23 protein-coding genes are annotated in these 25,573 nt (G+C 62.2%); 6 read left to right on the forward strand and 17 right to left on the reverse strand.

Annotated features, from left to right (window positions below):
* Positions 1 to 157 precede the first annotated feature (157 nt).
* The 5 genes from N5D53_RS04760 to N5D53_RS04780 form a co-directional block, all read right to left on the reverse strand.
* Positions 158 to 1,183, reverse strand: coding sequence for a putative 2-aminoethylphosphonate ABC transporter substrate-binding protein (locus tag N5D53_RS04760; protein ID WP_014592747.1), 1,026 nt, complete (start codon positions 1,181 to 1,183; stop codon positions 158 to 160).
* A gap of 18 nt (positions 1,184 to 1,201) precedes the next feature.
* Positions 1,202 to 2,926 (reverse strand): putative 2-aminoethylphosphonate ABC transporter permease subunit, encoded by a 1,725-nt coding sequence (locus N5D53_RS04765; RefSeq protein WP_129932865.1) that lies wholly within the window; start codon positions 2,924 to 2,926, stop codon positions 1,202 to 1,204.
* Between the two features lies 1 nt (position 2,927).
* On the reverse strand, positions 2,928 to 3,986 hold the full coding sequence (locus tag N5D53_RS04770; protein ID WP_104962744.1) for a putative 2-aminoethylphosphonate ABC transporter ATP-binding protein: 1,059 nt from the start codon (positions 3,984 to 3,986) through the stop codon (positions 2,928 to 2,930).
* A 255-nt stretch (positions 3,987 to 4,241) separates the two neighbouring features.
* Complete coding sequence (locus tag N5D53_RS04775; protein WP_010955674.1) at positions 4,242 to 5,111, reverse strand: LysR family transcriptional regulator; 870 nt, start codon at positions 5,109 to 5,111, stop codon at positions 4,242 to 4,244.
* A gap of 9 nt (positions 5,112 to 5,120) precedes the next feature.
* Entirely contained in the window at positions 5,121 to 7,379 is a 2,259-nt protein-coding gene (locus N5D53_RS04780) for a heavy metal translocating P-type ATPase (RefSeq protein ID WP_104962745.1), read from the reverse strand.
* 83 nt (positions 7,380 to 7,462) lie between these two features.
* Here N5D53_RS04780 and cadR point away from each other — a divergent pair, with 83 nt between their 5' ends.
* Positions 7,463 to 7,906, forward strand: coding sequence for a cadmium resistance transcriptional regulator CadR (gene cadR / locus N5D53_RS04785; RefSeq protein ID WP_019439122.1), 444 nt, complete (start codon positions 7,463 to 7,465; stop codon positions 7,904 to 7,906).
* Positions 7,907 to 8,024: 118 nt separating this feature from the next.
* Here the strand turns inward: cadR and N5D53_RS04790 are convergent, their stop codons facing one another.
* Genes N5D53_RS04790 through N5D53_RS04800 form a run of 3 tightly spaced genes read right to left on the reverse strand, consistent with a single transcriptional unit; the run spans position 8,025 to position 10,653 of the window.
* Positions 8,025 to 8,996 (reverse strand): thymidylate synthase, encoded by a 972-nt coding sequence (locus N5D53_RS04790; RefSeq protein WP_010955677.1) that lies wholly within the window; start codon positions 8,994 to 8,996, stop codon positions 8,025 to 8,027.
* A 51-nt stretch (positions 8,997 to 9,047) separates the two neighbouring features.
* Complete coding sequence (gene lgt, locus N5D53_RS04795; protein WP_010955678.1) at positions 9,048 to 9,854, reverse strand: prolipoprotein diacylglyceryl transferase; 807 nt, start codon at positions 9,852 to 9,854, stop codon at positions 9,048 to 9,050.
* Positions 9,855 to 9,870: 16 nt separating this feature from the next.
* On the reverse strand, positions 9,871 to 10,653 hold the full coding sequence (locus N5D53_RS04800; protein ID WP_064613749.1) for a sulfite exporter TauE/SafE family protein: 783 nt from the start codon (positions 10,651 to 10,653) through the stop codon (positions 9,871 to 9,873).
* 130 nt (positions 10,654 to 10,783) lie between these two features.
* Here N5D53_RS04800 and N5D53_RS04805 point away from each other — a divergent pair, with 130 nt between their 5' ends.
* Entirely contained in the window at positions 10,784 to 11,530 is a 747-nt protein-coding gene (locus N5D53_RS04805) for an NRDE family protein (protein WP_060489062.1), read from the forward strand.
* A gap of 281 nt (positions 11,531 to 11,811) precedes the next feature.
* Here N5D53_RS04805 and ptsP read toward each other — a convergent pair whose 3' ends face one another.
* Positions 11,812 to 14,091, reverse strand: coding sequence for a phosphoenolpyruvate--protein phosphotransferase (gene ptsP / locus N5D53_RS04810; RefSeq protein ID WP_003249020.1), 2,280 nt, complete (start codon positions 14,089 to 14,091; stop codon positions 11,812 to 11,814).
* Between the two features lie 22 nt (positions 14,092 to 14,113).
* Complete coding sequence (locus N5D53_RS04815) at positions 14,114 to 14,593, reverse strand: RNA pyrophosphohydrolase (protein ID WP_003249017.1); 480 nt, start codon at positions 14,591 to 14,593, stop codon at positions 14,114 to 14,116.
* A 141-nt stretch (positions 14,594 to 14,734) separates the two neighbouring features.
* Between N5D53_RS04815 and N5D53_RS04820 the strand changes: the two genes are divergently transcribed.
* Entirely contained in the window at positions 14,735 to 15,391 is a 657-nt protein-coding gene (locus N5D53_RS04820; protein WP_010955680.1) for an HAD family hydrolase, read from the forward strand.
* A gap of 129 nt (positions 15,392 to 15,520) precedes the next feature.
* Here N5D53_RS04820 and N5D53_RS04825 read toward each other — a convergent pair whose 3' ends face one another.
* Positions 15,521 to 15,946 (reverse strand): DUF2269 domain-containing protein, encoded by a 426-nt coding sequence (locus tag N5D53_RS04825; RefSeq protein WP_012054018.1) that lies wholly within the window; start codon positions 15,944 to 15,946, stop codon positions 15,521 to 15,523.
* A gap of 147 nt (positions 15,947 to 16,093) precedes the next feature.
* Positions 16,094 to 17,608, reverse strand: coding sequence for a threonine ammonia-lyase, biosynthetic (ilvA, locus tag N5D53_RS04830; RefSeq protein WP_003249006.1), 1,515 nt, complete (start codon positions 17,606 to 17,608; stop codon positions 16,094 to 16,096).
* Positions 17,609 to 17,741: 133 nt separating this feature from the next.
* Between ilvA and rpiA the strand changes: the two genes are divergently transcribed.
* Positions 17,742 to 18,416: a ribose-5-phosphate isomerase RpiA gene (rpiA, locus tag N5D53_RS04835; protein WP_003249004.1), complete on the forward strand. Its 675-nt coding sequence runs from the start codon at positions 17,742 to 17,744 to the stop codon at positions 18,414 to 18,416.
* Positions 18,417 to 18,520: 104 nt separating this feature from the next.
* Here the strand turns inward: rpiA and N5D53_RS04840 are convergent, their stop codons facing one another.
* The 4 genes from N5D53_RS04840 to N5D53_RS04855 form a co-directional block, all read right to left on the reverse strand.
* Positions 18,521 to 19,423, reverse strand: a complete 903-nt coding sequence (locus N5D53_RS04840; protein WP_104886931.1) for an SdiA-regulated domain-containing protein — start codon at positions 19,421 to 19,423, stop codon at positions 18,521 to 18,523.
* 90 nt (positions 19,424 to 19,513) lie between these two features.
* Positions 19,514 to 20,434, reverse strand: a complete 921-nt coding sequence (locus N5D53_RS04845) for an SdiA-regulated domain-containing protein (protein ID WP_104962746.1) — start codon at positions 20,432 to 20,434, stop codon at positions 19,514 to 19,516.
* Positions 20,435 to 20,595: 161 nt separating this feature from the next.
* On the reverse strand, positions 20,596 to 21,261 hold the full coding sequence (locus N5D53_RS04850; protein WP_104962747.1) for a fumarylacetoacetate hydrolase family protein: 666 nt from the start codon (positions 21,259 to 21,261) through the stop codon (positions 20,596 to 20,598).
* Positions 21,262 to 21,287: 26 nt separating this feature from the next.
* The gene (locus tag N5D53_RS04855; protein WP_020189952.1) at positions 21,288 to 22,685 is read right to left on the reverse strand and encodes an FAD-binding oxidoreductase; all 1,398 of its coding nucleotides are present in this window, start codon (positions 22,683 to 22,685) and stop codon (positions 21,288 to 21,290) included.
* Between the two features lie 171 nt (positions 22,686 to 22,856).
* Between N5D53_RS04855 and serA the strand changes: the two genes are divergently transcribed.
* Positions 22,857 to 24,086 carry a phosphoglycerate dehydrogenase gene (serA, locus tag N5D53_RS04860; RefSeq protein ID WP_020189953.1) on the forward strand — a complete coding sequence of 410 codons (1,230 nt, stop codon included), beginning with the start codon at positions 22,857 to 22,859 and terminating at the stop codon, positions 24,084 to 24,086.
* A 47-nt stretch (positions 24,087 to 24,133) separates the two neighbouring features.
* On the opposite strand, the gene N5D53_RS04865 is transcribed toward serA, so the two are convergent.
* Positions 24,134 to 24,610 (reverse strand): DUF4399 domain-containing protein, encoded by a 477-nt coding sequence (locus N5D53_RS04865; RefSeq protein ID WP_010955687.1) that lies wholly within the window; start codon positions 24,608 to 24,610, stop codon positions 24,134 to 24,136.
* Positions 24,611 to 24,832: 222 nt separating this feature from the next.
* Here N5D53_RS04865 and N5D53_RS04870 point away from each other — a divergent pair, with 222 nt between their 5' ends.
* Positions 24,833 to 25,321 carry a transporter substrate-binding domain-containing protein gene (locus N5D53_RS04870; protein ID WP_104886929.1) on the forward strand — a complete coding sequence of 163 codons (489 nt, stop codon included), beginning with the start codon at positions 24,833 to 24,835 and terminating at the stop codon, positions 25,319 to 25,321.
* Positions 25,322 to 25,573: the final 252 nt, after the last annotated feature.

Below are 25,573 nucleotides of genomic sequence, written 5' to 3' on the forward strand. Positions count from 1 at the left end.
GCCTGTGTCCAACCTCCAATGCGTGTCCACCATCGGAGCGGGTTTACCCGCGAATACGGTAGCGGCAGCAACAGTGAACGGCGGGTGGAAATTGGCCAGCAGGGCCGGCCCTTTCACGGTTTACCCGCGAAGAGGCCGGCCCTGCAATAGTGAAGCGTTACTGCTGGGCCACCTTCTCCGACTTGCCGTCATAGCGCTTGCGCCATTCGGCCAGAATCTGGTCGCGGTTCTTCGAGGCCCAGGCAAAGTCGTTCTTGATCAACCGCTGCTCATAATCCGCCGGTAGCTCGGTCTGCGGCTTGGCGATGCCCGGCGCGGCCAGTACGGCGAAGTTTTCCTTGTACAGTTCCATGGCCGCCGGGCTGGCGGAGAAATCGGCCAGGCGCTTGGCTGCATCCGCCTTGGGCGAGCCTTTGATCACTGCGGTTGCCTCGATCTCCCAGCCCAAACCCTCCTTTGGCAGCACGATGTCCAACGGCGCGCCTTGGCGCTTGAGCTGAACGGCCGGGTATTCGAACGAAATACCGATCGGGAACTCGCCCGCCGCCGCCAGCTTGCACGGTTTGGAGCCGGAATGAACGTACTGGCCGATGTTCTGGTGCAGCGCATCCATGTAGGCCCAGCCCTGCGGCTCGCCAAAGGTCTGCAACCAGGCACTGACATCCAGGAAGCCGGTGCCGGACGAGGCCGGGTTGGGCATGACGATCTTGCCTTTGTACTCAGGCTTGGTCAGGTCCTGCCAGCTCACCGGTTTGCTCAGGCCCTGTTTCTCGGCCTCGATGGTGTTGAAGCAAATGGTGGCGGCCCACACGTCCATGCCGACCCAGGCTGGCGGGTTGGCGGCGTCGCGATAATTGCCGGAGATCTTGCCCAGGTCCTTTGGCGCATAGGCTTCGAGCATGCCGTTCTGGTCGAGGATGGCCAGGCTCGATGCCGCCAGCCCCCACACAGCGTCAGCTTGCGGGCGCTCTTTCTCCGCCAGCAGCTTGGCGGTGATGATACCGGTGGAATCACGCACCCACTTGATCTCGATATCCGGGTTGGCTTTCTCAAAGGCCTGCTTGTAGGTTTTTAGCTGCTCGGCTTCCAGGGCGGTGTAGACCGTCAGTTGGGTATCGGCGGCCGAAGCCTGCAGGCTGAACACGGCGGAAACGGCAACGGCAAGTGCAAGGTGCTTGTGCATGGGTAGGTTCCTTACAGGTCAGACGGTCGCGGCGCGTTGGCGCCAGGCTTGGGAGCGGCGCAGCAGGCCGCGCGAGGCTGCAGCCAGCAACAGTGAAGCGCCGGCACTGGTCAGCAGGATCAAGGTGGACATGGCGGCGGCACCGCCAACGTTGCCGGCGTCGTCCATGTTCAGCACGGCAACGGCAGCCAGGATGGTGTCGGGGCTGTACAGAAAGATCGCTGCCGACACGGTGGTCATCGCCGATACGAACAGGTAGCGGATGATGTCCAGCAGCGCCGGCAGGCAAATCGGCACGGTCACGCGCAGGAAGTGCTTGTACAACGGCGCTTTCAGCGACAGCGCGGCGGCCTCGAACTCGCCGTCGAGTTGGCGCAGGGCGGTGGTCGCGGTCATCTGCGCGGTGGTCAGGTAATGGGCAATGGTGCACACCACCAGCAACCCCATGCCGCCGTACAGCACATGCAGCGGGTTGCCGTTCAGGTTGAAGAAGAATACGTAGCCCAGGCCCAGTACCAGGCCCGGCACGGCCATGGGGATGAAGCTGAGCAGGCGCAGCGCATGGTTGAGCAGGCGTTGGCCCTGGGTCTTCTCCATCAGGTAGGCACCAGTGAAGATCACGATGCTGCCGATCAGCGCGGTGCCAATGGCCATGGTCACGCTATTGCGGTAGGCCAGCCAGCCGCCACCGGCAGTGTCTTCGAACATGTAGTGGCGCAACGACAACGACAGGTTGTAGGGCCAGAAAGTGACCAGCGAGGAGTACACCGCCATACCGATCACCACCAGCAACGCCGCGCACACCAGCAGCACAATGGTCAGGAAGCAGGCATCGCGGCCGCGTGATGGCTTGGGTTCGAACACCTGGGCACGGCCACCCATGGCCTCGCCCTGGCGTCTACGCAGCCAGGCGTCGACGGTAAAGCTCAACAGGGCCGGCAACAGCAGCACCATGCCGATCAGCGCGCCACGGCCGAACTGTTGCTGGCCCACCACCGCCTTGTAGGCTTCCAGCGCCAGCACCTGATAGTCGCCCCCCACCACGACCGGTACACCGAAGTCTGTGATAGTCAGCGTGAATACCAGGCAAAACGCCGCGAATACCGCCTGGCGCGAGGCCGGCCAGGTGATGCTGGTGAACGCACGCCACGAGCCTGCCCCCATGCTGGAGGCCGCATCGAACAGGCGAGCATCGGCCAGTGACAGTGCCGACAGCAGAATCATCAGCGCATGCGGGAAGGTATAGATGGCCTCGCCCAGCACGATGCCCCAGAAGCCGTAGATATTGTCGCTGAGCAACCCACGCAGCAGGCCCTGGTTGCCAAACAGGTAGACGAGGGCGATGGCCGGCAGCATCGACGGTGCCAGCAATGGCAGCAGCGAAATCCCCCGCCACAGGCCCTTGGCCGGAATCAACGTGCGTTGCAGGGCAAAGGCGAACAAATAGGCCAGCGGTACCACAATGGCCGCGACAGTGAAGGCCACCGACAGGCTGTTGCCAAGCAACCAATGGAAGCTGGCGCTGGTGAACAGTTCACGGGCCGCCAGCAAACCACCGCCCTGGCCCGCTTCACCGCTGAAACCACGCCAGAAGATCGCCAGCAACGGCATCAGCACGGCCAGCACCAACAGAATCAGCAGCAGGCTCTTGCCGCCGACGACGAACAACCGGTCACCCAGGGCGATGCCAGCACGCGGCGCGGCTTTGGCCTGGCTCAACGGCAGGGACATTGGCGCGGCCATCTCAGGCAAACACCTGCAGGCTCTGCGGCGGCAACGCCACCCAGATGTCCTGCGAGCCCAGGCGCGGCATGGCCTCAGGGGCCAGTTCGGCCAGCAGGGCATGGCCTGGCAGGGCCTTGAGTTCAAAACTCATGCGGCAGCGGTTACCGAGGAAGGTGATTTCGCGGACCATGGCCGGGAACAGGTTTTCTTCGTGCACCACCGGGTTGACCGTGATCGCTTCCGGGCGGCAGAACAGCCGGCCACTGCTGGCCTGGGCTGAACCCGGCGCCAGGCGCATGTTCATGTCGCCGACCAGGGCATGGCTGTCGCTGCTGCGCTGGAACGGCAGCCAGTTGCCCTGGCCGACGAACTCGGCCACGAACGGCGTGGCCGGGTGGTCATAGATTTCCTGCGGGGTGGCGTACTGCTCGACCTGGCCGTTGTTCATCACCGCGATGCGGTCGGCCATCAACATGGCCTCGTCCTGGTTGTGGGTAACCATCAACGTGGTGATGCCCAGTTGGCGCTGCAGCTGACGCAATTCGGTGCACAAGTGCTCGCGCACCCGGGCGTCCAGCGCCGACATCGGCTCATCGAGCAGCAGCAGCGATGGCGACGGTGCCAGCGCGCGGGCCAGGGCCACACGTTGCTGCTGGCCACCGGAGAGCTGGCCTGGGTACTTCTTCTCGCTGCCAGACAGGCCTACCAGTTCGAGCATTTCGGCCACCCGCTGACGGGCCTGCTCGCGACCACTGCCCGTCAGGCCATAGGCGATATTGGCTTCGACGGTAAGGTTGGGAAACAGCGCGTAGGACTGGAACAGGATGCCGTAGTCCCGCGCCTGGGGGGACAGATCGGAGATATCACGTTCGCCGATGTACAGCGTACCGCGATCCTGGCGCTCCAGGCCGGCAATGCAACGCAGCAACGTGGTCTTGCCACAGCCGGATGGGCCGAGCAGGCACACCAGTTCGCCCGCGGCGATGTCCAGCGAGACATCGTTGAGCGCCGTAAAGGCACCGAAGCGCTTGTGGATGTTGCACACTTTTATCTGTGCGCCGGGGGTGGTGTGGTTCATGGCATGGCCTCATCGAAGAGATGGGGCCATGCTAGGTAGGCTGTGCGAAGGTTCTGTGGCTTTAAGGCAAAAGCCGGTGATAGTGGTATAGGTAGATTTAGTAGTGGCCTGTACCGGCCTCTTCGCGGGTAAACCCGCTCCTACAACGGAATGCGTGTTCGCGGAAAATGCAGGCATGCGCGATCGCAGAAATGCAGGCATGCGTGTTCGCAGAAATGCAGGAGCGGGTTTACCCGCGAACAAGCCAACACGAATCTAGAACTGCGAACCGGCCACTTCCTGCGCCACCCCCAGGAATGCCGCCGGCAACCGGGCCTGGCGCCGTTCCTTCAGGCAATACAGGTACTCATGCATCACCGGCGCATTTTCCAGCGCCAGCACCCGGAGTTCGGGATTGTGCGGCACCTCATGGCGGGCAATCACGCTGATGCCGATATTGCGCAGCACCGCTTCGCGGATCGACTCGCGGCTGCCGATTTCCATCATGGCGCTGGCCTTGACCCCGGCCTCCTGCATCATCTGCTCGGTCAGCTTGCGTGTGGTCGAGCCCTTCTCGCGCATCAGCAGGCAATGCCCCGACACCACCTCGATCGACACCGTCTGGCGATGGGCCAGCGGATGGTTGCGATGCACCGCCACCACCAAAGGGTCAGTGCCCAGTATCCGCCGCACCAACCGTGCGTCCTCCACCCATTGCGACGACGCGGCAATGTCCACCCGGTAATCCTCGAGCATTTCCAGCACCTGCTGCGAGTTGCCGATCTCCACCGCCACTTCAACCTGCGGCAGGCGTTCGCGATAGATCTTGACCAGGTCGAGAATGTAGTAAGGCGCAGTGGCAGCAATGCGCAGGCTGCCCTGGGCCTGGCCACTGTTGCGCAGCTCGAACTCGATGTCGGCTTCCTGCTGCAGCAGCGCCTTGACCATCGGCAGCAGGCGTAAGCCCTCCTCGCTCAACACCAGGCGCCGCCCGCCGCGGTAGAACAGCTCCACGGCGTACTGGCCTTCCAGGCTGCGGATCTGCGTGGTCACCGTGGGCTGGCTGAGGCCAAGCTTCTTCGCCGCCTGGGTGATGCTGCCCAGACGGGCCACCATGTAGAAGGCCTTCAGCTCGGAACTCAGCATGTACGTCCTCTATTTGCGCAAAAGGCGCAAGCCGTTGAACACCACCAGCAAGCTCACGCCCATATCAGCGAACACCGCCATCCACATTGTGGCCATGCCGGCGAAGGTGATCGCCAGAAATATCGCCTTGATGCCCAACGCCAGGACGATGTTCTGCATGAGAATCGCCGCACTTTGGCGCGACAGCCTGACGAAGGCCGGGATTTTGCGCAAGTCATCGTCCATCAGCGCCACATCGGCCGTCTCGATGGCGGTGTCGGTGCCGGCAGCAGCCATGGCAAAACCGATTTCGGCGCGGGCCAGCGCTGGGGCGTCGTTGATGCCGTCACCGACCATGCCCACCCGATGGCCTTGGGCGTACAACGCCTCAATGGTTCTCAGCTTGTCGGCCGGCAACAGGTTGCCCTCGGCGCGGTCGATCCCCACCACGGCGGCAATGGCCTGCGCAGTATGCGGATTGTCACCGGTCAGCATGACAGTCTTGATACCCAGCTGATGCAATTCAGCGATCGCCTGACGGCTGCTGTCCTTGACCGTGTCGGCCACGGCGAAAAGTGCCAGTGGCCCGGAGCGGTCAAGCAGCAGGACCACGGTCTTGCCCTGGCGCTCCAGCGCATCCAGTTGGGCCTCCAGCGCTGGCGAACACAGCCCCAGCTCCTCGACCAGGCGGTGGTTGCCCAAGTGGTAGACCTCACCGGCAATGACACCACGCACGCCACGCCCGGCCAGGGCGGCGAAGTCACTGACCTCGCTCAAGGCCAGGCCTTGCTGCTTGCCGAACTCGGCGATGGCGCGGGACACCGGGTGGTCCGAACGCTCGCCCAGGCTGGCCGCCAAGGCTTGCGCACGGTCTTCGAACAGCGGCGCCAGCACCTTGGCGTCGGTCTGCACCGGCTTGCCATGGGTGATGGTGCCGGTCTTGTCCAGGGCCAGAAAATCCAGGTGGCGGCCACCCTCCAGGTACACGCCACCCTTGATCAGGATGCCTTTGCGCGCAGCGGCGGCCAGGCCACTGACGATGGTCACCGGAGTCGAGATCACCAGCGCGCAGGGGCAGGCCACCACCAGCAGCACCAAGGCGCGGTATACCCAGTCGAACCAGGCGCCAGCCAGGAACAGCGGTGGTATCAGCGCCACGGCCAGGGCAATGGCGAACACCACCGGGGTGTAGATGCGCGAGAAACGGTCGACGAAGCGCTGGGTGGGCGCCCGCGCGCCCTGCGCTTCCTCCACCGCCTTGATGATCCGCGCCAGTGTCGACTGCCCGGCAGCGGCGGTGACGCGAAATTCCAGCGCCCCCGCCTGGTTGATGGTGCCAGCAAATAGCTTGTCGCCCACACCCTTCTCTATAGGCAGGCTTTCGCCGGTAATCGGCGCCTGATCGACACTGGATTGCCCACTGGTCACTTCACCGTCCAGGCCGATGCGCTCACCCGGGCGCACCCGCACCAGTGCGCCGATGTCTACCTCACGCACTTCCAGCTCGCGCCACTGGCCATCGGCCTGCTGCACCGTAGCCATGTCCGGGGTCAGTTGCATCAAGCCGCCGATGGCATTGCGCGCACGGTCCAGCGAGCGCGCTTCGATCAGTTCGGCAACGGTGAACAGCACCATCACCATAGCCGCTTCCGGCCACTGGCCGATCAATACGGCCCCCGTCACGGCGATACTCATCAGCGCATTGATGTTGAGGTTCCGGTTTTTCAGGGCAATCCAGCCCTTCTTGTAGGTACCCAGGCCGCAACCGAGAATCGCTGCCAGTGCCAGGCCCGCCACCATCCATTCCGGGGCGAGTGCAGCAAAGTGCACGATTTCGGCGGCGATTGCGGCAACGCCCGACAATGCCAGTGGCCACCAGCGGGCCTTGGCCGGTTGTGGCACGCTGACGCTGCCGTCGTCCTGGGCGGCAATCGGCTCGGCCTTCATGCCCAGGCTGTCGATCGCCCGCTCGATGTTGGCGGTGCCGTCCAGGGTGTGACGCACGCCAAGCACGCGGTTGATCAGGTTGAACTCCAGCTGTTCGATACCGGCCAGCTTGCTCAGTTTGTCCTGAATCAGGGTCTGTTCGGTGGGACAGTCCATGGCCTCGATGCGGAAAAGGCTGAGTTGTGCCTGGGCACTGGCCGTTTCGCTCAGTTGCACCAGCGGCGGCGCGGCTTTGGCGCCGCAGCAGCTGTGGCCGTGGGCAGCATGGCCATGGTCGTCATTACCATGAGCGTGATCGTGATCGTGCGGATGCTTGTGTTCGTGGCTGACAGGCTGGTTCATGGGGTCATCCTTAAATTGAGCCTGTTGCCAAGTGAACACCCTGTAGCCACTATAGGGTCAAGCCACTTGCTGGAGATTTCGCGATGAAGATCGGAGAACTGGCCAAAGCCACCGACTGCGCGGTGGAAACCATCCGCTACTACGAGCGTGAAAACCTGCTGCCGGAGCCGGCGCGCAGCGAGGGCAACTACCGGTTGTACACCCAGGCCCATGTGGAGCGGCTGACCTTCATCCGCAACTGTCGCACGCTGGACATGACCCTGGACGAAATTCGCAGCCTGCTACGCCTGCGCGACAGCCCCGCCGACGCGTGCGGCAGCGTCAATGCGCTGATCGACGAGCATATCGAGCATGTTCAGGCGCGGATCGATGGCCTGGTGGCATTGCAGGAGCAGCTGGTGGAGCTGCGGCGGCGCTGCAACGCGCAGGGGAGTGAATGCGCGATCTTGCAGCAACTGGAGACGAACGGGGCGGTATCGGTGCCGGATACCGAGCATTCGCATGTGGGGCGGAGTCATGGGCATTAAGCCAGAAGCTTCGCGGGTGAACCCGCTCCTACATGGACCGCGCAGGACTTAGGCCTGTGCAGTACCCCGTAGGAGCGGGTTCACCCGCGAAGAGGCCAGTTCGAACAATGAAGATCTATCAGACCGCCATCGGCGCTGTCATCGGCGCATGGTGCTCATAGCCTTCCAGCCAGAAATCACTCGGCTCAATCTTCTCCAGCCACTCCGGCTCATACTTGCCAGTTTCGGCAAATGCCGGAACACGGTCGCTGATCACCAGCTTCGGCGCTTCCAACGGCTCGCGCTTGAGCTGCTCGTTGAGCATGTCCAGGTGGTTTTCATACACATGGGCATCGCCGATGAAGTAGGTGAACCAGCGCGGTGTATAGCCGGTCAGGCGGCCGAACAGCGACAGCAACGCCGCGCCTTCGGTGAGGTTGAACGGCGTGCCCAGCCCCAGGTCGTTGGAGCGGATGTATAGGGTCAGGGAAATTTCCCTGGTCTCGACATTCGGGTGGAACTGGTACAGCAAGTGACACGGTGGCAGTGCCATTTCGTCCAGTTGCGCGCAGTTCCAGCCGTGGAACAGGATGCGGCGGCTACCCGGGTCGTTGGCGATGGTGTCCAGGCACTGGCGCACCTGGTCGATCGCCTTGTACAGGATGACGAACGCGACGCCGTCCTCTTCGTCCTGGGCAATGCGGCGGAAACCGGCTTGCTCGGCCATTTCGATGGCCGCCGGGTTGCTCAGCGGGATGCGCTTGTAGCCCGGCCACTGGCGCCATTGCACGCCATAGATCTCGCCCAGGTCATCATGGCCCTGACGGAACGGGTTGGCCAGCCACTGGGCGTTTTCGTTGGCGTTCTGGTCCCAGACCTTGCAGCCAAGCTCACGGAACTCACCGGCGTTCTTCACGCCACGCAGGAAACCGACCATTTCACCGATCGCCGACTTGAACGCCAGCTTGCGCGTGGTAATGGCCGGAAAGCCCTTCTGCAGGTCGAAACGCAGCATCGCGCCCGGCAGGCTGATGGTGCGGATGCCGGTGCGGTTTCCCTGCAACGTGCCGTTATCAATGACGTCGCGGACCAGGTCCAGATACTGTTTCATGGCTTACCTGTAGCAAAAACGGCAGGGGGATGGCCCCTGCCGTGGGATTAATCAGGCGGGTTTCGCCGTAGGCTTGCGATTATAAGCCCACCAGATCAAGACGAGGCCACCGACTATCATCGGAATGCACAGCAACTGGCCTTGAGTGAGCCAGCCGAACGCGATGTAACCGAGTTGTGCATCCGGCACCCGGACAAACTCCACGGCGAAGCGGAAGATGCCATAGCACAACGAGAACATTCCCGACACCGCCATGGTCGGCCGTGGCTTGCGCGAGAACAGCCACAGGATGACGAACAGTGCCACGCCCTCAAGGGCGAACTGGTAGAGCTGTGACGGGTGGCGCGGCAACTGGGCCGGGTCGCTGAACGGCGGGAAGATCATCGCCCATGGGACGTCGGTGGGTTTGCCCCACAGCTCGGCGTTGATGAAGTTGCCGATACGCCCGGCACCCAGGCCAATCGGTACCAGCGGGGCGACGAAGTCCATCAGCTCGAAGAACGACTTGTTGTTGCGCTTGCCGAACCACAAGGCCGCCAGCATCACGCCGATGAAGCCACCGTGGAACGACATACCGCCTTTCCATACCTCGAAGATCAGCGTCGGGTTGGCCAGGTAGGCGTGCAGATCGTAGAACAGCACATAGCCCAGGCGCCCGCCGACAATCACCCCCATCGACAGCCAGAACACCAGGTCGGACAGCTTCTCGCGGTTCCAGGTGGGGTCGAAGCGGTTCAGCCGGCGTGAGGCCAGCAGCCAGGCACCGCCGATGCCGATCAGGTACATCAGGCCGTACCAATGGATTTTCAGCGGCCCGATGGCCAGGGCCACGGGGTCTATCTGCGGGTAAGGCAGCATGGAACTTCCTCTCGATTCAAATCAAAAAGCTGAGGCCGACACAGAACAGCAGGGCTGCGAACAGGCGTTTCAACAAACGGGGCGACAGCTTGTGCGCCAGGCGCGCGCCGAAGCGGGCGAAGAACATGCTGGTCACGGCAATGCCGACCAGCGCCGGCAGGTACACGTAACCCAGGCTGTGGGGCGGCAGGTGCTCCTCGTGCCAACCCAGCAGCATGAAGCTCAGGGCACTGGCCACAGCAATCGGCAGGCCACAGGCCGATGACGTGGCCACTGCCTGCTGCATGGGCAGGCTACGCCAGGTGAGGAACGGCACCGTCAGCGAACCACCGCCAATGCCGAAAATGGCCGAGGCCCAGCCAATCACGCCACCTGCACCGATCAGCCCAGGTTTACCGGGGACGCCACGGCTGGCCTTGGGTTTGAGGTCAAGGGCCATCTGCGCGGCGATGACCAGGGCGAACACACCGATGATCTTTTGCAGCAGTGGGCCCTGGATCAGCGAAGCGGTCTTGGCACCGACACCGGCCCCCAGGAGGATGCCGAAGGTCATCCAGACGAAGATCGGCCATTGCACCGCGCGCTTGCGGTGGTGCTCCCGCACGGCGTTGATCGAGGTGAAGACGATGGTGGCCAGTGACGTGCCGACGGCCAGGTGGGTCAGCACCGAAGCGTCGAAACCCTGCAGGGTAAAGCTGAACACCAGCACCGGCACGATGATGATGCCGCCGCCCACGCCGAACAGCCCGGCCAGCACACCGGCACAGGCGCCCAACAACAGATAGAGCACGAATTCCATTCGGCGTCCCCTAGAAATCAATCCGGCATGGTAACGGAAGCCGGGCTCGGGGCTCTAGTGAACTCTGTGTCAGGATGGATCCGCATCGTTGCTGTGGGTACAGTGATCAAAAAACACAGAGGCCCAACCTATGTGCCTGATCGTATTTGCCTGGCGGCCGGGGCACGCCCTGCCGCTGATCGTGGCGGCCAACCGCGACGAATTCTATGCCCGCCCCACTCAGCCCCTGGCGGCCTGGGAGGATGCACCTGGGGTGCATGCCGGGCGCGACCTGGAGGCAGGCGGTACCTGGCTGGGCGTAGGCCCACAGGGGCGCTTTGCCGCGCTGACCAACATCCGCGACCCGGGCCAGGCGCAGGGGCCCCGCTCGCGGGGTGAGCTGGTGGCGGCGTTTCTGCAGGGCGAGCTAGGGGTTGAGGCTTACCTGGACCAGGTGGCCAGCCGTAGCGGGCAGTACTCGGGGTTCAACCTGCTGGTGGGTGATGGGCAGCGACTGGGCTATCTGCATGCCCGTGAGGCCACGCCGCGCCTGTTGAAGGCTGGGGTTTACGGGCTTTCGAACGCCGGGCTGGATACACCGTGGCCGAAGCTGGTGAAGGCACGTGACGGGCTGGAAAACCTGCTGGACACGCCGGAGCCGCACAGGCTGCTGGCTTTACTCGCGGATAACGAGCCCGCGGCTGATGGAGACCTACCCGAGACAGGCGTGGGGTTAGCGACCGAGAAGTTGCTGTCGAGCGTCTTCATCGCCAGCCAGAATTACGGGACCCGGGCGAGTACAGTGCTGATTGTGGATGATCAGGGGCAAAGGCGGCTGGTTGAGCGCAGTTTCGGGCCTTTTGGCGGGCATTTGGGGGAAATTGAGTTGTTGGTCTGAATATTTGATGTTGTCTGTTCGGGCCTCTTCGCGGGTAAACCCGCTCCTACCACGTACACACATCTGAGGTTGGACACAGGCCGTTGTAGGAGCGGGTTCACCCGCGAAGAGGCCGGACCTGCTGGCCAATCTCCACCACCCGTTCACCGTTGCCGCCGCCATCGTATTCGCGGGTAAACCCGCTCCTACAATAATCGGGTAACACACATCGGGGGTTTAGGCGCAGGTCGGTTGTAGGAGCGGGTTCACCCGCGAAGAGGCCGGCACAGGCAGCATCACCCTCACAGGGTTTTATTAGCCCCAGGCCCAATCATCCGCGCCAACCCAAGGTTCTTCAGGGCCAGTTGCAGCGAGCTGTGGATAACCTGCGGGTTGTCATGGCTCAAGGCCTCGGCCAGCAGTTCCTTGGCCTTGCCCATATTGATCTGGCGCAGCATCCACTTCACCTTCGGCAGGTTGGTGGCGTTCATCGACAGGCTGTCGAAGCCCATGGCCATCAACAGGACCGCCGCCGCCGGGTCACCGGCCATCTCGCCGCAGATGCTCACCGGCTTGCCTTCGCCATGGGCGTCGCGCACCACCGTGTTCAGCGCCTGCAGTACCGCCGGGTGCAGGTAATCGTACAGGTCGGCGACCCGCGGGTTGTTGCGGTCCACCGCCAACAGGTACTGGGTCAGGTCGTTGGAGCCTACCGACAGGAAGTCCACCTGCCGCGCCAGCTCCTTGGTCTGGTACACCGCCGCCGGAATTTCCACCATCACACCCACGGGCGGCATCGGTACATCGGTACCTTCGTCACGCACTTCACCCCAGGCACGGTGGATCAGGTGCAGCGCCTCTTCCAGCTCGTGAATGCCGGAAATCATCGGCAGCAGGATGCGCAGGTTGTTCAGGCCCTCGCTGGCCTTGAGCATGGCGCGAGTCTGTACCAGGAAGATTTCCGGGTGGTCGAGGGTGACGCGAATGCCGCGCCAGCCGAGGAACGGGTTTTCTTCCTTGATGGGGAAGTACGACAGTGCCTTGTCGCCACCGATGTCGAGGGTACGCATGGTCACCGGCAGCGGGTGGAAGGCCGCCAGTTGCTCACGGTAGATGGCCAGCTGCTCTTTCTCACTGGGGAAGCGCTGGTTGATCATGAACGGCACTTCGGTGCGGTACAGGCCTACCCCTTCGGCACCGCGCTGCTGGGCACGGGCCACGTCAGCGAGCAGGCCGGTGTTGACCCACAGGGGCATGCGATGGCCGTCGGGGGTGACGCACGGAAGTTCGCGCAGTGCATCCAGCCCTTGGGCCAGCTGGCGTTCCTCCTCGACCACTTCGCTGTACTGCTTGCGCAGCACTTCACTGGGGTTGGTGAACACCTCGCCCTTGTAGCCGTCGACGATCAGTTCAATACCGTCGACCTTGGAGTATGGCAGGTCGACCAGGCCCATCACCGTGGGGATGCCCATGGCCCGCGCGAGGATGGCGACGTGGGAGTTGCCCGAGCCGAGTACCGAGACCAGGCCGACCAGCTTGCCTTCCGGCACTTCACCGAGCATGGCCGGTGTCAGTTCCTCACTGACCAGGATGGTGTTGTCGGCATACACCAGCGACTGCGAGCGCGCTTCCTGCAGGTATGCCAAAAGGCGGCGCCCCAGGTCCTTGACGTCGGAGGCACGCTCACGCAGGTAGTCGTCGTCCATCAGCTCGAAGCGGTTGACGTGCTCACCAACCACCTGGCGCAGGGCGCCCTGGGCCCATTGGCCGGTCTTGATAACCTCGGTCACCTCACCGCCCAGGGCTGCGTCTTCAAGCATCATCAGATAGACATCGAACAGCGCACGCTCTTCCGGGCGCAGCTGGGTGGCCAGTTTGGCCGAAAGCTTGCGCATGTCGTCGCGCACACCTTCCAGGGCGTTCTGGAACAGCTTGAGTTCGGCGTCGATGTCATCGACGGTCTTGTCCGGGACCACTTCCAGGTCGGCCGGCGGCAACATCACCACCGCACGCCCCACCGCGGCACCAGGCGAACCCGGCACACCCACGAAGCGCGCTTCCTGAATACCTTTGCCCTGACGGCCCAGGCCACGGATCGAACCGGTAGCCTCGGCGTGGGCGATAACCCCGGCAAGCTGGGCGCTCATGGTGACCAGGAAGGCTTCCTCGCCCTCGTCGAACTGACGGCGCTCCTTTTGCTGGATGACCAGTACCCCGACCACACGGCGGTGGTGAATGATCGGCGCACCCAGGAAGGAGGCGAATTTCTCTTCGCCGGTTTCGGCAAAGTAGCGGTAACGCGGGTGGTCGGCGGCGTTTTCCAGGTTCAGCGGCTCTTCCCGGGTACCGACCAGGCCAACCAGGCCTTCGTTGGGGGCCATGCTGACCTTGCCGATGGAGCGCTTGTTCAGGCCTTCGGTCGCCATCAGCACGAAGCGGTTGGTTTCCGGGTCGAGCAGGTAGACCGAGCAGACCTGGCTGCCCATGGCTTCCTTGACGCGCAAGACAATGATCCCCAACGCCGACTTGAGATCTTTGGCGGAGTTTACTTCCTGGACGATCTTGCGCAGCGTATTGAGCATGGCTCGGGGTCGAACTCCGTCGTCAGTCGCGCGTCAACAGACGCGGTGCTAGCTCTTTCAGGGCGCGCCGGTACACCTCGCGCTTGAATGTCACAACCTGGCCCAGCGGATACCAATAGCTCACCCAGCGCCAGCCGTCGAATTCCGGCTTGCCGGTCAGGTCCATCCGCACCCGTTGTTCGTTGCTCACCAGGCGCAGCAGGAACCACTTCTGCTTCTGGCCGATGCACAGCGGCTGGCTGTGGGTACGTACCAATCGCTGGGGTAAACGATAACGCAACCAGCCACGGGTGCAGGCAAGAATTTCTACATCGTCGCGTTCAAGGCCAACTTCTTCGTTCAGCTCGCGGTACAGGGCGTCTTCCGGCGTCTCGTCAGGGTTGATACCACCCTGGGGGAATTGCCAGGCATCCTGGTTGATCCGTCGAGCCCATAGCACCTGCCCGGCATCATTCGTGAGAATGATCCCGACATTGGGGCGAAAACCATCCGGGTCGATCACGGCAGCAACCTCGCAAACGCATGTCAACGCATTGTTCCACAAAGCTTGCGAGCGCAGCAACGCGCCCGCCAAGCTTATGTGCAGCTGCGTGAAAACTCCGTATTCTGCGGGCCTACCCTGTGGCTGATGCGAGTGACCGCGATGCGCCTGGCTTTATTCGACCTGGACAATACCCTCCTCGGTGGCGACAGCGACCATGCCTGGGGTGACTATCTTTGCGAGCGCGGCATTCTCGACCCGGTCGCCTACAAGCAACGCAACGACAGCTTCTACCAGGATTACCTCAATGGCACCCTGGACCTGCAGGCCTACCTGGCCTTTTCCATGGAGATCCTGGCGGCAACACCCATGGCCCGGCTCGACGAGTGGCACCGCGACTTCATGCGCGACTGCATCGAGCCCATCGTCCTGCCCAAGGCCCTGGCCTTGCTGCAGCAGCACCGCGAGGCGGGCGACCAGCTGGTGATCATCACCGCTACCAACCGCTTCGTCACCGCACCGATCGCCCGGCGCCTGGGGGTGCGGGTGTTGCTGGCAACCGAATGCGAGGTGCGCGACGGCCGCTATACCGGGCGTAGTACCGATATACCGTGTTTCCGTGAAGGCAAAGTGACGCGGCTGGAGCGCTGGATGCTGGAGAACGGCTTTGATCTTGAGGACAGCTACTTCTATAGCGACTCGATGAATGACCTGCCGTTGTTGCAGCGGGTGACGCATGCAGTAGCAGTGGACCCGGCCCCGGACCTGCGGGCCGAGGCGGATAAGCGTGGGTGGCCGGTGATCTCGCTACGGGATTGAGGTTTCGCGTGCCGGCCTTTTCGCGGGCACGCCCGCTCCCACAGGAATCACCACAGGCCTTGAGGGCTGCGCTGTACCTGTAGGAGCGGGTTCACCCGCGAAGAGGCCGGCACAAACAGCACAAGGCTGTCAGACCGGCTTGGCCCCCATCAGCCCGGCAATGGACAGGAAGCAAACCCCACTGAACACCGCCAGCGCCAAGGTAAACCGCAACCCCACTACCTCGGCCTTGCGCAGCCGGTTCAGCCGCACCAGTAGCCACCACACGGCAAACGCACCAAAGGTATAGATGACACTGGATGCCAACACCCAAGTCTGCCCCAGTGGCCAGCCCACCAGATGTACCAGCCACCAGCCGGTGAACGGCATGCTCACCAGGCACAGCCCCATCACCAGCCAGACAAACACCAACGGCCGGCGCAGCAGCTTGGCGTAGGCTTCGGCATCGCCCTGACGGCGGGCGCGCCAGGTCCAGATCGCCAGGCCCAGGGCGCCCAGAAGCAGCAGCGCGGTGGCGATGATGTGCAGGGTCTTGAGCGTGGTCAGGTGTTCCATGTCTCGGTCGTCCTTAAACTGGCATTTTGCGGTAGCTTCTTCGCGGGCTTACCCGCTCCTGCCAAGGTATCTCAGGCCTTTAGGCCTGCGCAGTACCTGTGGGAGCGGGCAAGCCCGCGAAAGGGCCATCAGCCCTAGCTTAGCCGCTCAGCCCAGGAACAGTTTGTAGGCCGGGTTTTCGGTCTCGTCCCAGTACGGGTAACCGATCTTGGCCAGCGCTGCCGGCACCAGGTGACGTTCGTCCTCCGGCACCTGCAGCCCCGCCACCACGCGCCCGTCAGCCGCGCCATGGTTGCGGTAGTGGAACATCGAGATGTTCCAGCGCCCGCCCAGCTTGTTGAGGAAGTTGAACAGCGCCCCCGGCCGCTCGGGGAATTCGAAGCGCAGCACCATTTCGTCGCTGGCACCGGCCGAGTGGCCGCCGACCATATGACGAATATGCAGCTTGGCCAGTTCGTTGTCGGTCAGATCGGTAACCGGGAAGCCCTGCTCGGTCAGTTGCTGCACCAGCGCCGCGCGCGGGTCGTTTTCCGGGTGGGTCTGCACCCCAACGAAGATATGCGCTTCGTCAGAGGTGTGCTTGCGGTAGTTGAACTCGGTGATCTGACGCTTGCCGATAGCCTCGCAGAAGGCCTTGAAGCTACCCGGGCGCTCAGGGATGGTCACGGCGATGATCGCCTCGCGCTTTTCACCCAGCTCGGCACGTTCGGCCACATGGCGCAGGCGATCGAAATTGACGTTGGCACCGGAGTCGATGGCCACCAAGGTCTGGCCGCTGACGCCGTATAGCTCGACGTACTTCTTGATGCCCGCCACACCTAGCGCGCCAGCAGGCTCGGTGATCGAGCGGGTATCGTCGTAGATATCCTTGATTGCTGCACAGATTTCATCGGTACTGACAGTGACGACTTCGTCCACATGGTGGCGGCAGATATCGAACGTGTGCTGGCCAATCTGCGCCACCGCCACGCCATCGGCGAACAGCCCGACCTGCGGCAGCACCACGCGCTCACCGGCAGCCATGGCCGCCTGCAGGCAATTGGAATCGTCCGGCTCGACACCGATTACCTTGATTTCCGGACGCAGGTACTTCACGTAGGCAGCAATGCCAGCGATCAGGCCGCCACCGCCCACCGGCACGAAGATCGCATCCAGCTGGCCAGGGTGTTGGCGCAGGATTTCCATGGCGACGGTGCCCTGCCCGGCGATGGTGTGCGGATCGTCGTAAGGGTGAACGTAGACGAAGCCCTTTTCATCGACCAGTTTCAGCGAGTAGGCCAGCGCTTCAGGGAACGAATCGCCATGCAGCACCACCTTGCCACCGCGCGAGCGCACGCCTTCGACCTTGATCTCCGGAGTAGTCTTGGGCATCACGATGGTGGCCTTGATGCCCATTTCGCGCGCGGCCAGGGCCAGGCCTTGGGCGTGGTTGCCGGCCGAGGCGGTGACCACGCCACGGGCCAGTTCTTCCGGGCTCAGCTGGGCCAGTTTGTTATAGGCGCCGCGGATCTTGAACGAGAATACTGGCTGCAGGTCTTCGCGCTTGAGCAGAATCTGGTTGCCCAGACGCTTGCTCAGCTGCCCGGCGCTCTGCAACGGGGTTTCGACGGCAACGTCATAGACGCGCGAGGTGAGGATCTTCTTGACGTACTGTTCGAGCATCGGGAAAGCATCACTGGGCCGCGGGACGAGGGCTGGGAGTCTACCCCAGCGCTACGTCGGGCGACCACAGCAAAGCCGTGCGAGCCGTTATACTAGGCAACTTTGAAACCGCCCTGCCCCTTCCGGAGCCCGCATGACCCAGGACCAACTCAAACAGGCCGTCGCCCAGGCCGCTGTCGACTTCATTCTGCCCAAGCTGGATGAAAAGAGCGTCGTAGGCGTCGGTACCGGTTCGACCGCCAACTTCTTCATCGATGCCCTGGCTCAGCACAAGACCGCGTTCGACGGCGCAGTCGCCAGCTCCGAAGCCACTGCCCAGCGCCTGAAGGGCCATGGCATCCCGGTCTACGAACTGAACAGCGTCAGCGAGCTTGAGTTTTACGTGGACGGTGCTGACGAGAGCGACGCACACCTGCACCTGATCAAGGGCGGCGGCGCAGCCCTGACCCGCGAAAAGATCGTCGCGGCCGTGGCCAAGACCTTCATCTGCATCGCCGACGGCAGCAAGCTGGTGCCAGTACTGGGGGCCTTCCCGCTGCCGGTCGAAGTGATCCCCATGGCCCGCAGTCACGTGGCGCGTCAGCTGGTGAAGCTGGGTGGCGACCCGGTGTACCGTGAAGGCGTGGTCACCGACAACGGCAACGTGATCCTGGATGTGTACAACCTGCAGATCACCAACCCGGTGGAGCTGGAAGCGCAGATCAACGCCATCGTCGGCGTGGTGACCAACGGCCTGTTCGCGGCGCGGCCGGCGGATCTGCTGCTGCTGGGTACCGCTGAAGGCGTGAAGAGCCTGAAGGCCGAGTAAAACCCTTCGCGGGTAAACCCGCTCCTACAAGGTACCCCACAGGCCTGGAACCGTGGCGATCCCTGTAGGAGCGGGTTTACCCACGAATAGGCCCTGACAGGCGATCAGTCAGCCGGCTGCTTGAACACATAGAACAGGTTCGGCTCACTGACCAGGTAAATGGTCCCCGCTTCATCCATCGCAATCCCCTCCGCCTGCGGCACCGTCGCCTGCAACCCCTGGAAGCCCTTGCGCAACGACAAGGTACTCAGCGGCTGGCCCTGTACATCCAGCTCCAGCACCAACCGAGACTCGTCCGACAACGCCAGCAAATGCCCGCTGCGTTCATCGAACTGCAAGCTCGACAAGTCCCGCACAAACAACCGTGAATCGCGCTTGCGGTCCTGCACCACATGCACGGCGTAGGGCTTTTCCGGATTGTCATGAGGGAAGCCATGCACCTCATAGATCAGCATCGGGTCACGCTCCTTCGCCACGAACAGGCGCTTGCCCGCCGAATCGTACGCCAGGCCCTCGAAGCCTTTGTTGCCATTGAGGCCAATACCCAACGTCAGCTGTTCGGCATCACCGGCATCGAGAAACATCGTGTCGTCTTCCAGACGTACGCGAATCAGCCGTTGCTGACGCTCGTCGGTGATCACATAGCTGTTTGGCCCAACGTACTCCACAGCCTCCGGGTCGCCGAAGCCAGTCAGCGGCACACGGCGCAGGATACGGCCATCCAGCGACAGCTCGATCAGCTCCGAACGGGCGTTGGTGACCGTGAAGAGGGTTTTGCGGTCGGGGTCGTAGGTCAGCGCTGAAATGTCATCATCCAGCCCTTCGATCGGTTGCGCCTCCAGCACCACCCGGTAGCGATCCAGGCCAATGCTGCGCTCCACAGGCTGCCACCAGGTCTTGAGATTGAACCAGCCACGCTCGAACAGGCGAAACTCCTGCCCGGCCCAGCCAAGCAGCAACAGACCAAGGGCAGCCAGAACAAGGAACAGGCGAACAAAACGACGCATAGGGACAGACTCGACACAAGGATGGCGAATCTAATCATGAATGGCTGAAGCAAAGCTTAATGCAAGCGTCAGGCAAATCTGATGATGTTGTCAGTTTTTTTGGAATCGATAGAAAAGCGCCGGCTCGCTGACCATGTACAAGGTGCCCTTGTCGTCCATGGCCACCCCTTCAGCCCGCGGAATGGTGCCTTCAAGCCCGTTGAAGCCGCCCAGCAGCGTCATGAAGCTGACTTGCTGGCCCTGCTCGTCCAGCTCCAGCAGCATGTTGGAGTCGGCCGATAGCACCAGCAAGTGGCCAGTACGCGGGTCGACACCCAGCGCAGACAGGTTGCGCAAGTCGAGTTCATCGCTAGGCAACGGCTGCTTCTCACCCTTGAGCGGGCTGCGGCCATCGGTGTTCCAGGTATACAGCTTGGGCGGGCGCTCCTCGCCAATGATCAGGCGCTGGCGCAGCGGGTCCCAGGCGATGGCCTCGAAGCCCTTGTTGCTCTTGATCGAAGGGCCCAGGTCGTGGCTCGGGAAGTCATCGTGATTCAGTGCAGTGGTCTGCGCGTCCACCTTGACCACGGTCAGGTCATGCAGGCGCTCGTCGGTGATGGCCAGGTTGCCGTCTTCCAGCACCGCGACGCCTTCGGGGTTGTTCCAGCCGTTGAGCGGGATCTTGCGCAGTACATCGCCCTCCAGGCTCAGCTCGACCAGGAACGGGTTCTTGCCCATGACCGCGAACAGCGTGCGGGTCTGCGGGTTGAAGGCCACATCCGAGGCTTCATCATCGTCCATGCCCGGCAGCGGCTTGGCGTCGATGTCCACCTGGTAATCCGGCAGCCATACGCTTTCGCTGCGCTCGGCGGTGCTTTCGAAGCTTTCTTTTACCCACAGTGCACCGCGGTCATCCCAGTGCATGGCCACGGCCACGCCATAGCCGATCACCGCCGCCACGGCCAGGCCGAAGGGCCAGCGCAGGTAGAAGCGACGCTTGGGAGTTGCCGGGGCGCTGGAGGAGGATGGCATGCGGTGATCCTGGGAAAATGGGCGTAGGTGCGCGCATTATCCGGATTGGGTGTGAAAAATCGGTAAACAGGGCCGGCCTCTTCGCGGGCCTGCCCGCTCCCAAGGCGCTGCAATCCCTGTAGGAGCGGGTTTACCCGCGAAGAAGGCGACGCGGTTTCGAGTTAAAGCACCCGGCTTTCGAAGCGGCTCACACCCGGCAGCTCCAGCACCAGCTCGTCACCGACATTGAACGGCCCGACGCCGGCCGGGGTACCGGTGAGGATCACATCCCCCGCTTGTAGCGAGAAATGTGCTGCCATGTACTGAATCATCGGCACGATCGGGTTCAGCATCATCGCGCTGTTACCATCCTGGCGTACTTCGCCGTTCACGGTCAGGCGCACCGGGATGTCTGTCACGTCCTCGAAGCTGGCGGCCGAGACGAACGGTGGCAGCACGCAAGCGCCGTCAAAGCACTTGGCCAGCTCCCAAGGCAGGCCCTTTTCCTTCAGTTTGGCCTGCACTTCGCGCAGGGTCAGGTCCAGCGCCGGTGCGTAACCGGAAATGGCGTCCAGCACCTCTTCCTCGCTCGGGTGGGTCGACAGCGGCTTGCCCAGCAGCACGGCGATTTCAACCTCATAGTGCACCGACCCACGCTCGGCCGGGATCTTGAAGCCACCTTCGGCCGGCACCACGCAGCTGCCTGGCTTGATGAACAGCAGCGGCTCGGTGGGGATCGGGTTGTCCAGTTCCTTGGCATGCTCGGCATAGTTACGGCCGATGCACACCACCTTGCCCAGGGGGAAGTGAATGCGCGTGCCGTCTACGTACTGGTGCTGGTAACTCATGGCCGACTCCTTCTGGATACTGCTTTTTATTCAGGTGCGAAGATCTTACCCGGATTCATGATGCCGTTAGGGTCGAACACGGCCTTTATTGCCTTCATGCAGGCGATTTCTTCAGGGGAGCGGCTGTAGCCCAGGTAGTCACGCTTGGTCATGCCCACGCCATGCTCGGCAGAAATCGACCCGTTGTAACGCTCGACGATCTCGAACACCCACTTGTTGACCTTGGCACACGAAGCGAAGAAGTCGTCCTTGCTCATATGCTCAGGCTTGAGGATGTTCAGGTGCAGGTTGCCGTCACCAATATGGCCGTACCACACCACTTCATAGTCCGGATAATGTTCAGAGACGATGGCGTCGATATCGCGCAGGAACGCAGGCACTTTCGAGACGGTGACGGAAATGTCGTTCTTGTACGGTGTCCAGTGCGAAATGGTTTCCGACAGGTACTCGCGCAGCTTCCACAGGTTTTTCAGCTGGGTTTCGCTCTGGCTCATCACCCCATCCAGCACCCAACCCTGCTCGACGCAATGCTCGAAGGTAGCCAATGCTTCGTTGGCCACGTCTTCAGTGCTGGCCTCGAACTCAAGCAGCGCATAGAACGGGCAATCCGTCGCGAAGGGCGCAGGCACATCGCCGCGGGCGAGGATCTTGGCCAGCCCCTTGTCGGAGAAGAACTCGAAAGCGGTCAGGTCCAGCTTGCCCTGGAAGGCGTGCAGCACCGGCATGATCGAGTCGAAGTCCGGTGTGCCCAGCACCATGGCGGTGAGGTTGCGCGGTGCGCGGTCCAGGCGCATGGTGGCCTCGACCACGAAGCCCAGCGTACCCTCGGCACCAATGAACAGCTGGCGCAGGTCGTAGCCGGTGGCGTTCTTGATCAGGTCTTTGTTCAGCTCCAGCAACTCGCCCTTGCCGGTGACCACTTTCAGCCCGGCCACCCAGTTGCGGGTCATACCGTAACGAATCACCTTGATCCCGCCGGCATTGGTGCCGATATTGCCGCCAATCTGGCTGGAACCGCTGGAAGCGAAGTCCACCGGGTAATAAAGGCCTTGCTCTTCGGCGTAGGTTTGCAGCTGGCGGGTGACGACCCCTGGCTGGCAAACCACAGTACGGTCGAAAGCATTGAAGCCAAGGATCTGGTTCATGTAGTCGAAGGCGACGACAACCTCGCCATTGGCCGCCACGGCGCCGGCAGAAAGCCCGGTGCGCCCGCCAGAGGGCACCAGCGCCACCTTGTGCGCATTGGCCCAGTGCACAATGGCTTGCACCTGTTCTATCGTTTTGGGAAAGACGATGGCGCTGGGCGCAGGCGGGTAATGCTTGGTCCAGTCCTTGCCATACGCTTCGAGGGAAACCGGGTCAGTCAGGACCTTGCCAGGGTCGACAAGGGTCATCAGTTCTTCAATAACAGCGGGATGGGTCATCGCTGGAACTCTCGACTTATTCATGGTCACCCTGAGCACTCTTCACCTGTCGGGATAAGCTCAGATTGTGTCGCGTATGCTAGCATAGCCCTCCCGCTGTTCATGCTAAGGCTGCCCTCGCGCCTGGCATCACCCCTCGCCAATTTATCTCCGGGATACAGGTTTACGCAGATGAGCAAGACTTCTCTCGACAAGAGCAAGATCCGGTTCCTTCTTCTTGAAGGTGTGCACCAGAACGCGGTCGATACCCTCAAGGCCGCCGGCTACACCAACATCGAATACCTCACTGGTTCGTTGCCGGAAGCCGAGCTGAAGGAAAAGATCGCCGATGCCCACTTCATCGGCATCCGTTCGCGTACCCAGCTCACCGAAGAGATCTTCGACTGCGCCAAGAAACTGGTCGCAGTTGGCTGCTTCTGCATCGGTACCAACCAGGTTGACCTGGAAGCTGCCCGTGAGCGCGGTATCGCCGTGTTCAACGCGCCATACTCCAACACCCGCTCGGTCGCCGAGCTGGTACTGGCCGAAGCCATCCTGCTGCTGCGCGGCATCCCAGAGAAGAACGCCTCCTGCCACCGTGGCGGCTGGATCAAGAGCGCGGCCAACTCGTTCGAAATCCGCGGCAAGAAACTGGGCATCGTCGGCTACGGCTCGATTGGTACCCAGCTTTCGGTACTGGCTGAGAACATGGGCATGCAGGTGTACTTCTTCGACCCGCTGACCAAGCTGCCACTGGGCAACGCCGTGCAGGTCACCAGCCTGAACGAGCTGCTGAGCCTGGCCGACATCGTCTCGCTGCACGTGCCTGAGCTGCCATCCACCCAGTGGATGATCGGCGAGAAGGAAATCCGCTCGATGAAGAAGGGCGCGATCCTGATCAACGCCGCCCGTGGCACTGTGGTCGAGCTGGACCACCTGGCCGCTGCCATCAAGGACAAGCACCTGATCGGCGCCGCCATCGACGTGTTCCCGGTCGAGCCACGCTCCAACGACGAAGAGTTCGAGAGCCCGCTGCGCGGCCTCGACAACGTGATTCTGACCCCGCACATCGGTGGTTCCACCGCCGAAGCCCAGGCCAACATCGGCCTGGAAGTGGCCGAGAAACTGGTCAAGTACAGCGACAACGGTACTTCGGTGTCCTCGGTCAACTTCCCGGAAGTGGCCCTGCCAGCGCACCCAGGCAAACACCGTCTGCTGCACATTCACGAAAACATCCCGGGCGTGCTCAGCGAGATCAACAAGGTCTTCGCCGAGAACGGTATCAACATCTCCGGTCAGTTCCTGCAGACCAACGAGAAAGTCGGTTACGTGGTAATCGATGTTGACGCCGAGTACTCGGACCTGGCGCAGGAAAAACTGCAACAGGTCAAAGGCACCATCCGTTCGCGCGTCCTGTTCTAAGGTCGCTGGCGGTATGAAAAAGGGAGGCCCTGGTGGCCTCCCTTTTTTTATTTCACTTCAACCGTGATCTTCTTCGACTCGACGCTAGGCTTGAACGGCACATGATACTGGTCACCCAGAATCAGTTGCAGGGTGTGCTTGCCCGGGGTCAGGGTAATGCTGGTTTCGGTCTGTGCCTTGCCGAAGTGCAGCACTTGCGGCCCCTTCGGCAGTGCGACGCCGGCCTCTGGCATCAGGCTGGTCGGCAGCGGCATGTCAGCCACCGGCTCTTTGTCGACATCCACCAGCAGATGGTGGTGCCCGGTGTGCGGGGTTTGGTCACCCGCAGGTTTGAGGCCCATACCCTCGATACCGAACTTGACGGTGAAGGTCTTGTCGACCGTGGCACCATCGGCGGGGGAAACGATGAAGACCTTCGCCTCCTTGGGCGGCTCCTGGCTCTTCAGGGCGTCTGCGGCACTGGCGAACACCGACGCTCCCATCAGCAGACCGGCAACGGCAGCACGCGAAAATAGGCTGTTCATTCACTTCTCCTGTGGTTCACTTATTGACCGCAGCTGTCATCCAAAAGCGGCGGTAGTTCACCTTAGTTGAAATAACCGCCAAGGTGTTCACATTGCCTGACAGAAATATTTCCGTCAGGGTTAAACAATGCCGAGGCTTGAAGGTCATAGGCTGCGCTCGATCACGGCGAGGAAGAAAGCCGTGGCGATCGATTTCAAACTGCTAAAAGAAAAGGGGCATACATGCGTTCGACCATAGGGGTACTGCTGGCAGTACTGATCAGTCCATTGGCTCAGGCGGAGCTGATCGACGAAATCGCCGACCGGGGCGAACTGCGCATTGCCGTACAGGCCGAGAACTCGCCATACGCCTTCAAGCAAGACGACCACCTGACAGGTTTCGACATCGAATTTGGCCAGGCCCTGGCCAAGGAACTGGATTTGCGCGCCGAGTTCGTCGAAGCCCCGGCTACCGAAGTGCTGGCGGGTGTCGAGAGTGGCAAGTACGACATCACATTCACCCCGTCGAGTGAATCGCTCACAGGCGACGGCCCGCTCGATGTAAGCCTGCCGATTGGCGAGAAGAAGCTGGTGATCCCGTTCCAGAAGGACAACCCGGCTTTTGAAAGTGCTGTAAACAATGCGTTGCAGCGTTTGAAAGACAGTGGCCGGACTGCCGAACTTGAGCAGAAGTGGTTCAAGGGTGTGCAGGAGACTGCAGGCGGGCAGTGAGGTCTTGTTTGCAACCTATGCCGGCCTCTTCGCGGGTAAACCCGCTCCTACGGCGGCCTGGGTCCGACCCTCGACGTGTGTCCACCACCAATGTGTGTAGGAGCGCGGGTTTACCCGCGAATACGGTAGCGGCGGCAACGGTGAACGGCGGGTGAAAATTGGCCAGCAGGCCTGGCCCTTTCGCGGGTAAACCCGCTCCTACACGGCGGCCTGGGTCCAACCCTCGATGTGTGTCCATCAGCGGGTTCACCC

This window comes from Pseudomonas sp. GD03862 (genome assembly GCF_029840855.1).
In the GTDB taxonomy this organism is placed as follows: Bacteria; Pseudomonadota; Gammaproteobacteria; order Pseudomonadales; family Pseudomonadaceae; genus Aquipseudomonas; species Aquipseudomonas alloputida.

What these genes read in the sequence shown, in the direction of transcription:
- N5D53_RS04765 (WP_129932865.1), bottom strand. Translation starts at nt 2,926, where the DNA reads ATGGCCGCGCCAATGTCCCTGCCGTTGAGCCAGGCCAAAGCCGCGCCG.
- N5D53_RS04790 (WP_010955677.1), bottom strand. Translation starts at nt 8,996, where the DNA reads ATGAAACAGTATCTGGACCTGGTCCGCGACGTCATTGATAACGGCACG.
- cadR (WP_019439122.1), top strand. Translation starts at nt 7,463, where the DNA reads ATGAAGATCGGAGAACTGGCCAAAGCCACCGACTGCGCGGTGGAAACC.
- N5D53_RS04760 (WP_014592747.1), bottom strand. Translation starts at nt 1,183, where the DNA reads ATGCACAAGCACCTTGCACTTGCCGTTGCCGTTTCCGCCGTGTTCAGC.
- N5D53_RS04825 (WP_012054018.1), bottom strand. Translation starts at nt 15,946, where the DNA reads ATGGAACACCTGACCACGCTCAAGACCCTGCACATCATCGCCACCGCG.
- N5D53_RS04865 (WP_010955687.1), bottom strand. Translation starts at nt 24,610, where the DNA reads ATGAACAGCCTATTTTCGCGTGCTGCCGTTGCCGGTCTGCTGATGGGA.
- N5D53_RS04770 (WP_104962744.1), bottom strand. Translation starts at nt 3,986, where the DNA reads ATGAACCACACCACCCCCGGCGCACAGATAAAAGTGTGCAACATCCAC.
- N5D53_RS04805 (WP_060489062.1), top strand. Translation starts at nt 10,784, where the DNA reads ATGTGCCTGATCGTATTTGCCTGGCGGCCGGGGCACGCCCTGCCGCTG.
- rpiA (WP_003249004.1), top strand. Translation starts at nt 17,742, where the DNA reads ATGACCCAGGACCAACTCAAACAGGCCGTCGCCCAGGCCGCTGTCGAC.
- N5D53_RS04855 (WP_020189952.1), bottom strand. Translation starts at nt 22,685, where the DNA reads ATGACCCATCCCGCTGTTATTGAAGAACTGATGACCCTTGTCGACCCT.
- N5D53_RS04780 (WP_104962745.1), bottom strand. Translation starts at nt 7,379, where the DNA reads ATGAACCAGCCTGTCAGCCACGAACACAAGCATCCGCACGATCACGAT.
- lgt (WP_010955678.1), bottom strand. Translation starts at nt 9,854, where the DNA reads ATGCTGCCTTACCCGCAGATAGACCCCGTGGCCCTGGCCATCGGGCCG.
- N5D53_RS04800 (WP_064613749.1), bottom strand. Translation starts at nt 10,653, where the DNA reads ATGGAATTCGTGCTCTATCTGTTGTTGGGCGCCTGTGCCGGTGTGCTG.
- N5D53_RS04850 (WP_104962747.1), bottom strand. Translation starts at nt 21,261, where the DNA reads ATGAGTTACCAGCACCAGTACGTAGACGGCACGCGCATTCACTTCCCC.
- N5D53_RS04840 (WP_104886931.1), bottom strand. Translation starts at nt 19,423, where the DNA reads ATGCGTCGTTTTGTTCGCCTGTTCCTTGTTCTGGCTGCCCTTGGTCTG.
- ptsP (WP_003249020.1), bottom strand. Translation starts at nt 14,091, where the DNA reads ATGCTCAATACGCTGCGCAAGATCGTCCAGGAAGTAAACTCCGCCAAA.
- N5D53_RS04845 (WP_104962746.1), bottom strand. Translation starts at nt 20,434, where the DNA reads ATGCCATCCTCCTCCAGCGCCCCGGCAACTCCCAAGCGTCGCTTCTAC.
- N5D53_RS04870 (WP_104886929.1), top strand. Translation starts at nt 24,833, where the DNA reads ATGCGTTCGACCATAGGGGTACTGCTGGCAGTACTGATCAGTCCATTG.
- N5D53_RS04820 (WP_010955680.1), top strand. Translation starts at nt 14,735, where the DNA reads ATGCGCCTGGCTTTATTCGACCTGGACAATACCCTCCTCGGTGGCGAC.
- serA (WP_020189953.1), top strand. Translation starts at nt 22,857, where the DNA reads ATGAGCAAGACTTCTCTCGACAAGAGCAAGATCCGGTTCCTTCTTCTT.
- ilvA (WP_003249006.1), bottom strand. Translation starts at nt 17,608, where the DNA reads ATGCTCGAACAGTACGTCAAGAAGATCCTCACCTCGCGCGTCTATGAC.
- N5D53_RS04775 (WP_010955674.1), bottom strand. Translation starts at nt 5,111, where the DNA reads ATGCTGAGTTCCGAGCTGAAGGCCTTCTACATGGTGGCCCGTCTGGGC.